The sequence below is a fragment of the Gemmata sp. SH-PL17 genome, from assembly GCF_001610855.1.
GTDB classification, from domain to species: domain Bacteria; phylum Planctomycetota; class Planctomycetia; order Gemmatales; family Gemmataceae; genus Gemmata; species Gemmata massiliana.
Window position 1 is genome coordinate 8801617 of record NZ_CP011271.1, and the last position, 13530, is coordinate 8815146.

The 13530-nt window shown below is 61.1% G+C and carries 10 protein-coding genes; 4 read left to right on the plus strand and 6 right to left on the minus strand.

Features of this window, described 5'->3' with window-relative positions:
- Positions 1-2472, plus strand: coding sequence for a DNA gyrase subunit B (locus VT84_RS36795; RefSeq protein ID WP_082843049.1), 2472 nt, complete (start codon positions 1-3; stop codon positions 2470-2472).
- Between the two features lie 78 nt (positions 2473-2550).
- Here VT84_RS36795 and VT84_RS36800 read toward each other — a convergent pair whose 3' ends face one another.
- From VT84_RS36800 to VT84_RS36830, 6 genes are all read right to left on the minus strand, one after another.
- Positions 2551-2913, minus strand: coding sequence for a hypothetical protein (locus VT84_RS36800; protein WP_082843050.1), 363 nt, complete (start codon positions 2911-2913; stop codon positions 2551-2553).
- Positions 2914-3030: 117 nt separating this feature from the next.
- On the minus strand, positions 3031-4041 hold the full coding sequence (locus VT84_RS39355; RefSeq protein WP_157470269.1) for a hypothetical protein: 1011 nt from the start codon (positions 4039-4041) through the stop codon (positions 3031-3033).
- 1360 nt (positions 4042-5401) lie between these two features.
- Entirely contained in the window at positions 5402-6289 is an 888-nt protein-coding gene (gene rsmH / locus VT84_RS36815) for a 16S rRNA (cytosine(1402)-N(4))-methyltransferase RsmH (RefSeq protein ID WP_082843053.1), read from the minus strand.
- A gap of 113 nt (positions 6290-6402) precedes the next feature.
- Positions 6403-7845 carry a Si-specific NAD(P)(+) transhydrogenase gene (gene sthA / locus VT84_RS36820; protein ID WP_082843054.1) on the minus strand — a complete coding sequence of 481 codons (1443 nt, stop codon included), beginning with the start codon at positions 7843-7845 and terminating at the stop codon, positions 6403-6405.
- A 414-nt stretch (positions 7846-8259) separates the two neighbouring features.
- Positions 8260-8766: a hypothetical protein gene (locus VT84_RS36825; RefSeq protein WP_082843055.1), complete on the minus strand. Its 507-nt coding sequence runs from the start codon at positions 8764-8766 to the stop codon at positions 8260-8262.
- A 30-nt stretch (positions 8767-8796) separates the two neighbouring features.
- Positions 8797-11463, minus strand: coding sequence for a serine/threonine-protein kinase (locus VT84_RS36830; RefSeq protein WP_082843056.1), 2667 nt, complete (start codon positions 11461-11463; stop codon positions 8797-8799).
- Between the two features lie 171 nt (positions 11464-11634).
- On the opposite strand from VT84_RS36830, the gene nadA reads away from it, so the two are divergent.
- Genes nadA through VT84_RS36845 form a run of 3 tightly spaced genes read left to right on the plus strand, consistent with a single transcriptional unit; the run spans position 11635 to position 13485 of the window.
- Complete coding sequence (nadA, locus tag VT84_RS36835) at positions 11635-12663, plus strand: quinolinate synthase NadA (RefSeq protein WP_082843057.1); 1029 nt, start codon at positions 11635-11637, stop codon at positions 12661-12663.
- 3 nt (positions 12664-12666) lie between these two features.
- The gene (locus VT84_RS36840) at positions 12667-13059 is read left to right on the plus strand and encodes a helix-turn-helix domain-containing protein (RefSeq protein ID WP_157470272.1); all 393 of its coding nucleotides are present in this window, start codon (positions 12667-12669) and stop codon (positions 13057-13059) included.
- Positions 13060-13065: 6 nt separating this feature from the next.
- The gene (locus VT84_RS36845) at positions 13066-13485 is read left to right on the plus strand and encodes a type II toxin-antitoxin system VapC family toxin (RefSeq protein WP_082843059.1); all 420 of its coding nucleotides are present in this window, start codon (positions 13066-13068) and stop codon (positions 13483-13485) included.
- The last annotated feature ends 45 nt before the right edge of the window (positions 13486-13530 follow it).

Here is a 13530-nt window from a genome sequence, read left to right on the forward strand (position 1 = left end):
ATGAGCACCGAAACGCCACCGGCCGGGGAATACACCGAGGCTCACATGAAGAGCCTCAAGGATGCGGCGCACATTCGCCAGAACCCGGGCATGTACGTCGGCAACACGCAGTCGTCCGGGCTGCACCACCTCGTTTACGAGATCGTGTACAACTCCGTGGACGAGTGGCTCGCCGGCCACGGCACCCACATCCGCGTGACCATCCACGACAACGGGGCGATCACCGTTGCCGACGACGGGCGCGGGATTCCCGTTGGGATCAAGAAGGACACCGGTAAATCGGCGCTTGAAGAAGCTCTAACTGTTGCTGGTAACAGCGGGAAGTTCGACAACGCCGCGTATCGCGTGTCACTCGGTCTGCACGGGATGGGCGCGAAGGCGATGAACGCCCTGTCCGAGTGGTGCGAGGTCGAGGTTCGGCGAGACAACCGCGTTCACAAGATGGAGTTTGAACGCGGATACGCAACCAGCAAGCTCCAGGATCTTGGCCCCGCACCCGCCGGTCAGCGCGGAACCACGATCACGTTCCGCCCGGACCCGCTGCCCGAGTTTTTCGGCACCCTCCAATTCGACTACGAGACGCTCGAAGAACGGTTCCGCGAGATTGCTTACTTGTGCAAGGGGCTGGCGATTACGCTCACCGACGAGCGTACCAGCAAGTCCGTGCATTTCCAGTTCGAGGGTGGTATCGCTGAGTACGTCGTTTGGCTGAATCAGGGCGAAACGCTTGAACATCCACCGATCTACATGCAACGAGAGGTCGAGCACACGACCCCCGAGACGAGTGGAATGGGGCTGAAGGTCGCGGTGGAAGTCGCGATCCAGTACACCGGTGGCGAAGACGAACGGGTTCGGTGCTACACGAACAACGCATACAACCCCGTTGGCGGTACTCACCTCAGTGGGTTTCGCGGGGGCTTAACGAAGGCGATCAACGCCTACGGAAAGAAGGAAGGGCACTTCAAGCCGGAACTGGAAGTGCGCGGGGACGATTTCCGTGCTGGGTTGACCGCAATTGTCAGTATCTCTCACCCGGACCCGCTGTTCGAGTCGCAGACGAAGATCAAACTCAACAACCCCGAAGTGGAAGGGATCGTCGGTAGCATCGTGTACGAGTGCCTCTCGGAATACCTGGAGAAGAACCCGAAGGACGCGAAGCGGATTTGCGACAAGGTGGCACTCACCGCCGAACTGCGGCTTGCTGCGAAGAAGGCCCGCGATGCTCTCAAGAATCGGAAGAACGCACTGAGCGGTGGGCTTCCGGGCAAGCTGTACGATTGCAGCTCGCGCGAGCACCTGAAGAACGAACTATTCCTCGTCGAAGGTGATTCCGCTGGTGGCAGTGCCGAGAGCGGGCGCGACCGGCACTATCAGGCGATTCTCCCGCTAAAGGGTAAGGTGCTCAACGTCGAGAAGGCGAAGTTCGAGAAGCTGCTGGAGAACAACGAAATCGCGGCCCTCATCGGGGCCGTGGGCATCGATATTGACAACGTCGAAGACGTGAGCAAGGTGCGGTACGGGAAGATCATCATCCTCACCGACGCCGATGTGGACGGTCAGCACATCCGCACGCTGTTGCTCACGTTCTTCTTCCGTCAAATGCGGAAGTTGATCGAAGCGGGACACGTGTTCGTCGCCCGCCCGCCGCTGTTCAAGGTCACGCAGAAGAAAGAAACGCGGTTCGTGCAAACGCGCGAAGAGATGGTCGTCGAGTTAACCAACCGGGGGCTGAAAGCAACTACGCTCAACGTCACAAAGCCGGACCAGCCGGCGCGAACCGTGACGAGCGACGATCTCACGAAGCTGCTCCCGGCACTCGCAGAGGCCGAAACCGCTGTTGTGGGCCTGGAACGCCGCGGGCGCTCGCTGGACGAACTCCTTCCGCGCCTCGTGGACGGCACGTTCCCCGTGTACCACATCTACGAGCGCGCCAAGAACAAGGAACACTGGTTGCGCACATCTGAAGATGTGACCGCGTTCAAGGCCACGCTCACGGAACAGTTGCAGCGCGAGCCGGTTATTGAAGAGGACTACACGCTCGACGAGTGGCACGATCTCAAGGCCCTAAATCGTGCTCTTGCGAAGATGAAGAGTACCGGGCTTGATGCGAGCGACCTCGTTCCGTTGCAACGAGTCGCCGGGCGCGAGCCACCGGTGCGGTACACGCTCGAACACGACGGGCACACCAAGAATCTCGTAAGTATGCGCGAGCTGGTGGCCGAAATTCGTCGCCTCGGTGAGAAGGGCATGGCGGTCACGCGGTTCAAAGGGTTGGGTGAAATGGACCCCGAGGAGTTGTGGGAAACGACTCTGAACCCGGGACACCGCACGCTGTTGCAGGTGACGCTGAATGATGCGTTCAAGGCGGAAGATATGTTCCGCACGCTGATGGGCAAAGAGGTGCAGGACCGCCGCGCGTTCATCTTCAACAACACGCTCAAGAGCGTCGAGGACATCGACTACGGGGCGTAAGCTGGGAGCGCGAAACGCACACGCGGCCGGGATGTCTTCCCGGCCGCGTGTGCGTTTCGGCTTGTTGATTCGTGCGAGTTACTTGGGCTTAACGAAGCCGCCGAAGAGGTCCGGGAAGTCCGTCGCAGCACCACCGTCCATCAGGTACGTTTTCTGCGCTGTTTCGACGCGCTCTTTGGCCTTCTTGAACTCCCCGTCGTACTTCGCGATCAGCTTTTCCTGTTCTTCCTTGCTCAGCTTGAGTTTGTCAATCTTTTCGATGGTGCTTTTAACACGCTCAAGAGCGCCGGCTTGTTTGTCGCGCGATTCTTTCTTCTCAAGGGTTTCGGCGTACCCATTGAGATGAACGATGAACTCTCTCATAAGAGCGTCGGGGCCGCCGCACCCGGTCACGGTGAGCAGCAGAAACCCGACGGCCCCCAGTGTAACGAAGCGCTTCATGTCGCGATCTCCATCGGTGTGCTCCGGGGCCGGAACGGACCTCGGCACCGTGTTCGCGACACTATACTGCGAATCCCGCGCCGGGACCATTCGGGCGCGGGAAAACGCGGTACATGGTTACTGAAGTCGTGCGTCTGTTGGGAGCTTCAATTCAGTACCCGGAGTTTGCACTTCGTCTGGCCTCGTGATTTGCCGGTTCAGATCGTAGATGTCTCGCCAGCGTTGCTCGGAGCCCATCGTTTGTCGCGCGATTTGTTGCAGCGTCATGCCGTTGCCATTTGGAACAGTGAACACCGAGCGTCCGTTCGTTACCGGGCGCGGTGCGGCGTTGTTCCATTCTGGCTGCGAAGGTGCTGTGCTTCTGGACCCACTCGCCGGTTGCACTGCACCGCCACCAACCATTTGGGGGAACTTGCGCTTCAACACGTGAATGGGGGGCACGTCGACGCGGTCACCGGCTCGGATGGCCCGGTTCTGGTTGTACGCGCTCAGGGCCGCAGCGAATCGGTCTTCGTTGTAGAACTCCCGGCTGATGCTCTTGTAGTCTTCGTTGGACATCACCGTGTGGATGTCCACATCGAAGGTCGTCTTTGGCGCGAACTCGGGTGCGGCGGGTCTCGACTCGTTGCCCGCAGTGGGTTTGATTACCGTGGGAATGGCCACACCGGGATGCTCAAGTGCCGGCGCAGACGGCTTGAACTCAGGTGCGCCGGGTTGATTCGTGTTCGGGGAGAGCGGCAATTTTGGTGGCTCAGCGATCCCGCCCATTGGTTTTGTGCTCTCGGGACCGACACCGGGGAACAGTGAGTCTGGTGCAGGAACACTGCCTTGCGGTTTCATTGGTGTTGTGGGTGTACTTGCCGGAGTGCCAAATCCCGAAGGCGTCGGAATTAATGTTTCTGGTGGTTGCGGAATCGAAGGCGCACCGCCGTTTTTAGCATTGGTGGAGCCAGATGCCACTGTTGGAAACGCCGATTCGGTCTGTTTCGTCGGTGTATTCGAGCCGCCTGGAGTCGGTGGTGTAACTCCAGGAAGTGCGGGAAGGTCGAGTTCGGGGGGCTTAGGAAGCGCGGTTGGTGTGCTCTTAGCCGCATCCGTTGGTGGTGGGAAAGTGGGCGGGGTCGTCACTCCACCTTCTCCGCCGCCATTGGGCTTAGGTGCTGATTTGGTGTCTGGCACTTTGGGAACGGAATCACCGGATAGTGGGACGACGCTGCCCGGCAATGGAACGGCTGCCGCATCAGGTTTGGTGGGAACGGGGCTCGGAATTACAGGCGGGGCAACCGGAGTTGACGTACTCGGCGTGGTTGGTGTCGTTGGCGCAACGGGTGCGCTTGGCACGGTGGGAATGGCTGGTGGTGTGGCTCCACCACCCGAACCAGGTAACGGAGGCGCAATCGGCCCCCCTCCGGGTGCCACGGACGGCACAGGCAGTGGGCCGCTGTTTGTTGAGGGTGGAAGCGCAGGGATGCTGGGCGGTGCGGTTGGTTCAGAGGGTGCTGGCGCCGAAGCTCCGGTAAGCTCTATGTAAGGTGGCGCAGGTGCATTCTTCGGTGGAGTTGGTGGCTGTCGTGGGTCTAGGACTGCTGGTGGAGGTAGCGCAGAGCTACTGGATTTCAAACCTGGTGGAAGAGTAGGTTCAAGCGGGCCTGTTTGCACTGGTGGTAGTTTGAAATCCAGCTCATGCGACGAGTGACTCCCGCCCGGCTCTGAATCAGTTTTGGATGGCGGAGTAATTGCTGCCGAGGGTGTGTTCTCTTTGCGGAGCGCCTTGTCATCATTCGCGACAGCAACGGGTGCTGAAGGTTCTGCGGCGCCTTTCGCGGGGAACATCACTTTCACTGCACCGATGCCTGCGAACAAGCTGAGAACCGCCACGCTGATCGTCAGTTGCTTCTTGTTGAAGCGCGCGAGCAGATTGCTGATGGTTGTCGGAGTCGCATCGACCGCGGCCTCGGCGAGCGGTTCTGGAGGCACTCCGGTGGTTGTGGTTGCAGCCACGGCCGCGACAGTTGCGGCGATCGTTGCCGCAGTTGCTGCGGGTGAAGTCGGTGCGGGCGCGTTAGGAACCGGTGCAGCCACACTTGGAGCCGCCGGTGTCGCAGGTTTAGCCGGAGCTTCGGCCTTCGGCGCGGCCGGAGCAGGCGCTTCCGCTTTTGGTGCGCTGGGTGTTTCGGCCTTCGTTGGTGCGGCTGCGGGAGTAGATGCCGGAGCCGGAGTTTCGGCTTTGGGGGCCGGGTTTGGTGTGGGCACAGGCGCAGGAGTTGGCGTTTCGGCTTTGGGAGCCGCGCTCGGAGCGGTCGTTGAGATGAGCGCCGCGACCAAAGGCGCTGCCGCCGCGGGGATTGGAGTGGTACGGGAAAACGACGGCTTGGCTGGCACGTCAACGGCAATGGGTTCGGTCATCCGTGACCTCGTAGTATGTGCGATCCGAGATTGGCACCCGGCGATTGGGAATCACCCAGCACATCGGGCGCCAATCTGAAAATCATCGATCCCCGACTCTCCGAGCGACTCGCAACTTGGCACTTCGTGCGCGGGGGTTGCGGGCCGTTTCTTCGTCACCGGCTTCGACCGGTTTTTTCGTCACTTGTTGCCACACGGTCGGTTCGCGGAACACTTGCTTCACGCGCCGATCTTCGAGCGAGTGGAAGCTGATAATTCCTGCTGCACCACCGACTTTCACCACACGCGGCAACATGGCGAGCAAGCGGTCGAGCGCACCGAGTTCGTCGTTCACCGCGATCCGCAGAGCCTGGAACACGCGCGTGGCCGGATCGATGCTCCCCGATCGCGGTACGCAACTCCGCACGACGTTCGCGAAATCCGCGGTGGTAGTGAAGGGTTGGTGTGCCCGGCGCTCAACGATGCGCTTTGCGACCCTTCGACTGTGCCGTTCTTCACCGAACTCCCAGAACGTGTCCGCGAGCCCCGCCTCGCTCATCGTGTTCACCATGTCGGCCGCCGTCGCGCCCGCGGTCGGATCCAGTCGCATGTCGAGCGGCCCGTCCTCGCGGAAACTCAGTCCGCGTGCTTTTTCGCCCAATTGGTCCGAGCTAAAGCCCAGGTCCGCAAGCACGCCGTCGACGCGCTCAAGACCTCGTGCGGTCAACACTTCGCCGAGCTGGTCGAAGTTCGCATGGACCAGTTCAACAGGTAACCCCGCCAGGCGCGAACGGGCCAGTTCGAGCATGGTCGGGTCTTGGTCCAACCCGATGACGCGCCCGGTCGGGCCGACACGTTCGGCCAGCAGGCGCGTATGCCCGCCCCCACCGACGGTGCAGTCAATCCACGTTTGGCCCGCTTGTGGATCGAGCAGGGTGAGCGTTTCGGCCGGTAACACGCTGACGTGAACCGGGGCGCGGTCGGTGGACATAGGCGCCTTTGGGAATTGGGTCAAGGTGAAGAAAACGAGCCGTTACAGACGCCCGATCCGGGACGAGGGCCGGATTAGTGGCGGATCGAGCGTTGTTCGCTGGTCGATTCCTGTTACCAGCGGCTCAGTGAGGCTTGTACCCGGCCGAGCAACTCGGACCGCTTCAGAATCGCGTCGTGCGTCGCTAACTTGTACAGGTCGCCGAGCGTTGGGTAGTTGAAGCAGGTGGCCAGGAACAGGTTCGCCCCACCTCCGGTCATCATCACCGTGAGACCGATGTGGATCAGCTCCGTGGCCTGTTCGCCGATCACGTGAACGCCGATCAGCTTCATCTCGTCGCGCTCGAAGATGAGCTTCAAGAACCCCGTCTTGTCGCCGATGATCTTGCCGCGCGGGTTCTGATCGTAGTCGGCACGCCCCACCACGATGGGGATGTTCTTTTCGCGCGCTTGCTGTTCGGTAAGCCCGACGGAACTCACTTCGGGAATCGTGTAAATGCCCGCGGGGAGGTACTGCGCGAGTGCCTGCTTTGCGTTCGATCCGAATGCGTGACACGCGGCGACGCGGCCCTGCTCGGAACTCGTGCTGGCCAGCGCCGGGAATCCGATCACGTCCCCGACCGCGTAGATGTGCTGCACGGTGGTGCGGAAGTGCTCGTCCACGGGGATGAGGCCGCGCGGGGTGAGTCCGAAACCCGCAGTTTCGGGAGCCAAGCGGTCCGCGTAACTCGTGCGGCCGGCGCACACGAGCACGTGACCCACCGCGAGTTCCTTCCCGGACTTCAAGCGCAGTTCGATCTCGCCGGACCGCGGCGCCTTGCACGATTCGACCTGTTCCTTCCAGTGGAACACGATCCCCTGGCGCTCCATCGTCTGGGCAAGGGTGTGCGACAGGTCCGGATCGAGGAACGGCAGTAGCACGTCGCGTCCATCGATCAGGTGAACGCGAACCCCCAGCGCCGAGAACATGCAGGCGTACTCGCTACCGATAACGCCGCCGCCGATGACCGCGAGCGAGCGCGGAATGGTCGTGATGTAAAGTAGTTCGTCCGAGTCGTGGATACGGGGGTGCTCGAACGGGAACACGGCCGGGCGCATCGGGCACGACCCGATGGCGATGATGATCTTGTTCGCGCGCAAATCCTCCGTTCCACCGATCGGGCTCGGGCGTGTGACGCGGACCGTGTACGGGTCAATGAACTTCCCGGTTCCCCGGTGGACGGTGACGCCGTACCGGTCGAGCAGCGTGCGCATCTGGTGCGCTTCCGACGCGGTCACGACGCGCTCATGGCGCACGAGGTCTTCGATCTTGGCCTCGCGCCGGACCGACACGTCGACACCGATCAGTGCGCGGGCCTTGACACCGGCAATGGCCAGCGCTGTTTCACGGAGCGTCTTACTCGGAATGGTGCCGGTGTTGACGGCCGCGCCGCCGACGGCCGCGTTTCGTTCGACGATGGCCACGCGCTTGCCGAGCAGGGCGGCGGTGTCGGCGGCTGCGACCCCGCCCGGGCCGGCGCCGATCACGATGAGGTCGTATTCGATCGCGGGGGGCATAGCGAGAAACTCCGGGTGAATGTGCCGCCGACATGATACCCGCCGTTGGCGGAGCGGTCATGTGATCGTAGCGGCCGCGCCAAGATCCGGAGCCGATTCGCGCCGCATGATCGGCCGGGTAACAATTGCTAACCTTTTGGCCCCGGGCGAGGCGCGTCCGGCGAATTACTCGTCAAGACACGAACTAACTGCTGATATTTCAAGACCTTCGGCATGAATACTCATCCATGCTGTCCCGTGCCCGATGCTAACGACTGCTAACAATTGGGATGAACGAGGGTTCTTATTCGATCAATGTGGCCCTTGTTGTTTGGAACGAGAGGCACACTTCGACTCTCAGCTTGAATCGCACGCCAGATTGTATACTAGTGGACAAAATTTTACAAGTGCTCCGGCACGTAAATGCGCCTGGAGTTACTTGGGCTTTTGCGGCGTTCCCGCAGGTCGGGTGTCGTCCCAGAGTTTTTCCCACTCCGCACACTCATCGAGCGGCAGTTTGGCTAACTCGCGCGCGTCGCGTACCGGGGCCAAATCGGAGAGGCTGTTCAGGTAAATGCCCAACGGGAAGTCCTTGTCTTTTGCCTTGCGAGTTACAACTTCGCGTAACCACGTGAGAGCTTGCCGGCGGAGCCGGGTGCGCTCTGTCGGAGAGAGTTGGGCGGCATCGGTTCCGTTGCCGGCCGCGGCTTGAACGGCCCATCCCGCGAACTCGCAGACTTTGCTCCAGTGCGTGTAAAGTCCGGGGTTATCCGTCATCGCTTCGGTCGCGAATCGAGTCGCGAGGGCGTACTTTCGGTCGAATTTCGCGCAGAACCCGGCCAGATCGATGAGTTCGGGCGTGGTCGGGTGAATTCTGCCACTCAGAACTTGAGGCAGTCTCTTTTCCCATAACTCCATTGGTTCGAGTGTTTCGATTTGCATTTCGACGAAAACGCGCCGGGCGTAATCGGGTTACATAAGATTCTTGGCCTTGCGGTAGTCCGCGAGCGCACCGCGGCCGTTGTCCTTTTTGAGTCGTGATTCCGCACGCAAGTCGTACCCGCCCGGGTGGTCGGGGCACGCGACAATCAGTGTGTCGATGAACCGCGCGATTTCGGATTCGGACGGCCCCTTGCCGGTTGTTCGAGATCGGGGACGGTGGTTGGAGATGAAGGCGGAGTGGATCAGGAAGAACCCTGTGTCCGGATCGAGTCGAGCGAGCCGCTCGAAGGCTTGGAAGGCGTCGGTGAAGTTTTCGCTATCCACCGCGCGCATGCCGAGCAAGAAGTAGGGCCACGGCGAGGTCGGGTCGAGTTCGGCAGCGCTGTGGACCAGTCGAAGGCCGGTGGGGTCGTGGTCGTGTCGCTCCAATAAACCGGCCCCGAGCGCGACCAGGGCGATCGCACTTTTGGGTCGCGCGGCAACGGCGGCGCTCAAATATCTCAGGGCGTCGTTCTTGGGATTTTTGGAGTTCGATTCTAGTGATGCGAGCCGAAAATTGACCCAAAACTCACCCGGAAACCGGTGGTAGGTCGCGCGGAGGAGGTCGGCCAGTATTTCTTGGTTCTCAAATCGCAGGTCGGCCAATCCGTCCGCAAGGGACGACAATTCGTGGGACGACATACGCCCAATTTCTGGCCTCGTGAGGAGCTGTTTGAGAGTCGCTGAGTCGTGCCGGTGGACGGCCCCCCACCACTCGCGAACGAACGGATCGTCGGTAACCACATCCAAAATGGTGTTGAGTCGATCGCGCCGGGACTGGTGCCGCAGCACGGCGATCGCGGCCATTTGCCCACCAACCGCAGCCACACTCCGTGCCATTTCGGGTTGAACGAGTTCAGGGGCTATTTCGTGAGGCGAAAGGGCGTGGGACCAGTTGCGGACGGCGGCCGTTAATCGGGCTCGAAACGGGTGCTCTTTTAGCCACTCTGTGGCTTGTGATGTTGGTACGTCGACTAGGTCGATTCCGTGTGTTCGGAACGCGGCCGCGTAGCGCTCGGACGGCTTGCGGTTGATCGGGATCGGGATCAGAAATCGAATGTCGTTTTCCTCTCCGATGCGATCGAGTTCGGCGACCAACGCGCGGTTCCGGTCATCGCGGTCGAGATCAGTTAGCGCGGTCCAAACGCGGGCACGCAATTCGTCAGTTGGTTCCCCGGAACTCAGCGCCACTTCCGCGCGTTTGAGAGCGGAACGCGCGGCTCCGAGCGTGAAGGCCCAGCGTTCCGGGTCGTCGATTTGTTTCGATCCTTGTGCGCGTAGCACCTGAGCTTCGTTAAGTGCCGCCCTGACATCGCGCTCAGTCATCAGTTGGCGCATTCTCAGAGCGGCGGCGCTCTCTTTTTGATCCGCTTCCGCGTGCCGTTGTTGCGCTTCCTGGTCCAGTCGGTGTTGCGTTTGCTCGTTATCGATGTAACGGACCGCGTACCCGACGACCGCGAGGAGCACCAGCATCGACAGGGCGAGCGCACGCTGAACGCGCCGACGCTTGCGCTCCTCGGTCATTTTGATTGCGGTGGTCGCGCACTCCAGTTCGGCTTGCCGGGCGCGGCGCTCGGCGTCCGCACGGAGAACCGCGACCGCACTCGCTACTTCCCCGGCGTCCGCGGGGCGATCCATCACTTCCGGGCTGAGGCACCGTTTCGTGAGGGCAATTAGCTCCGGTTCGGCTTCGCAGGAATCGAGTCGCGCGAAGGCCTCTTCGAGTTTTCCGCGAGCCGCAATTTGCCGCGCGGATTCGGCAGTTTCCGCGAGGAACGGCGGTTGGTCGGTCAGGATCACGCAGAGAATCGCTCCGAGGCCGAACACGTCTGAGCGCTTGCCGATTTGGTCGATCGCGCCGATCGCTTGTTCGGGCGGCATGAACGCAGGGGTGCCCAGAATCGCGCCGGCTTGTGTGAGGTCGGAGTGCGGGGTTCGGAACGGGGAGGGAGAGTAATCTGCGGTGCTGTCAACTTCTTTGTCATCGCTACTGAATGCGTCCGGGCGCCGATCACTGGAGCGGGCGATGCCCCAATCCATGACCTGCACTTCGCCGAACGCCCCGACCATGATGTTCGACGGCTTCAGGTCGCGGTGAATCACGTTCTGTTGGTGCGCGTATCCGACGGCCTGAGCGACTTGCTCGAAGATCGCCAAAAAGCGACCGCTCTGGAGTACCGCTTCTAGCCGGTCGAGGCGCTCGTGCATGATTTGCTCGAACGCGGTCAGGCGCTGGTCATTTTTGGCTTTGGGTTTGGCCCGTTCCTGGAGCATTTCCTCTAGTGTTTGGCCGTCGATGAGTTTCATCGCCAGGAACGGGCGCCCGTCTGCGAGGGCGCCCACGCGATAGACGGCCGGAATGCTGGGGTGCTGGAGGCGCCCGGTGATGTGGGCTTCGTCCACGAATCGGCGCGCGGTCGCGGAATCGGGGGTGTATTGCGGCAGGAGGATTTTGATCGCGACTTCGCGCATCAGTTCGAGGTCGCGTGCGCGATAGACCGCACCCATTCCCCCGCTCCCGATGAGCGCGTGCAACTCGTAGCCGGGGGGGGATTCGGGCGGGCTGTTATTGATAGCAGCGATGTCCCCAGGCGCGATTGTCGCGGTGGGGTGGTTCGGGTCCGGGTCGGGGGGATGCGTCAGCGTTGGCTCGGACATGGCTCATTGCGGGGCGAAGTTGGTATCAGAATAACCCGTGCGCGCGCCTCCTGCCAACGGACGGAGCAGTAATTTCCCGTCGTTTCTGTGTCGGGCGTGCGTATCATGGGGGTATACCAAACTGAGTTCAGTGGGTTGGCCCTCCGCCACAGTAAAAACAAGGAGCCTCAGATGCCGGCTATTCAATCTCGCGAACAGTCCCCTGCAAAATCGGGTTTCGCGGCCGATTCCATTCTCGACGACGTTTCTGCCGAAATCCTCGATCTCAAAAAGAAGCTCGGTGCCACGATCCTGGCCCACTATTACCAGGAAGGCGAAATTCAGGCGCTCGCCGACGTAACGGGCGACAGCCTGAAGCTCGCACGTGAGGCCACGAAGGTCGATTCGCCGGTGATCGTGTTCTGCGGTGTGCTGTTCATGGCCGAAACCGCCAAGATGCTGAACCCGTCGAAGAAGGTGCTGTTGCCCGATCTTCGGGCCGGGTGCAGCCTTGTCGATGCGTGCCCGGCGGACAAACTGGAGCGCTACCAGGAGCGGCTTCGCGAGAACGGTCGTAAGTTCCAGACCGTGTGTTACATCAACTCGTCCGCGAAGGTGAAGGCGCTCTCGGACTGGGTGGTGACGAGCGGGAACGCGGAAGACGTGGTGCGGAACAAGGTGCCGCAGGGCTACGAGATCCTGTTCGTACCCGACAAGCACCTCGGGCGCTACATGGCGGAAATCACTGGCCGGGACATGATCCTTTGGGACGGGTCATGTATGGTCCACGAGATCTTCAGCATCCACGACTTGCTGAAGCAGAAACGCGAGCACCCAAAGGCGATCACGATCGCGCACCCCGAGTGCCCGAAAAACATCCTCGACCTCGCGGACTTCGCCGGCGGAACGGAGGCGATGATTAAGCACGTGGCGACGTTCAAGGAATCCACAGAGTTCCTGGTCGCGACCGAAGCGAACATGATGTGGGAACTGCAACGGCGGTACCCGCAGCACACGTACCTCGGTGTGCCGGGAATCACGTGCTCGTGCAACAAGTGTCCGCACATGGCGCTGAACACGCTGGAGAAGGTCCGCGACTGCATGAAGACCGGTCAGCCGGAGATCACGTGGCAGCCGGAGTTCGATAAGGCGAAGGAAGTGCTGGCACGCAGCCTCCTGAACCCGCCCGCAACAGCACCCGTCCAACCCGCGGGGGACTGAAGTATGTCGACGAGAACTTCCAAGAAGCCAAAGCCACCCGCTATCAAGTCGGCGCCAGATGTGAACGGGGCTGTGGCCGTAACGTCCGAGGTGATGACTCTGGCGGAAGCTGCAATGTGGTTGCGCGTTTCTGAAAGTGGGTTGAAGGCTGATACGATCGCGGGGCGCGTGCCGGCTCGGTTCGTTGCCGGTGAATGGCGGTTCAACAAAGCGGCGCTGGTGGCTTGGCTGAGTCAGCCAGAACTACCGTCGAATCGTCCCAAAACCGGGGCCGAGTTGGTGGAGCGCATCCGGGAAATTAACCAGCGATCCGGCTTTAAAGAGACACCGGAAGAAGCAGAAGCATTCATTGCAAAGATGTACGCCGCTCGCAAAGCTGACAGCGCGGGGGCGTAGCGAAATATGTTCCTGCTCGATTCGGACATTGCCACACTTGCGATGCGCGAACACGAGCGGGTGTCCGCACGACTCGCAGCGACCGATCCAGAGTTAGTCGCCCTCACGTTGATAACCCGGTTGGAAATGCTGCGCGGCCGGATCGACGCGGTCATTAAAGCCGCGAGCGCCGAGGAACTGCTTCGCGCCTGTCTCGGTTTAGCGACTTCTGAAGAGTTCATTGGGGCCTACCGAATCGTTCAGATCAGTGAATCCGCTGCCGAACAGTTTGTGCAACTTCGCGCGAACAAGAAGCTCAAGAAAATTGGTCCGGGTGATACACTTCAAGCGGCTATTGCACTCGCGACCGGTGCCACACTCGTTACGCGGAACATCAAGGACTATGCGAGTGTTCCCGGTTTGAAGCTCGAGAATTGGGCCGATTAGCGCTCTCACTTCGTTGGTTCACTTCGCCACCTCTTGTCGTTCGTG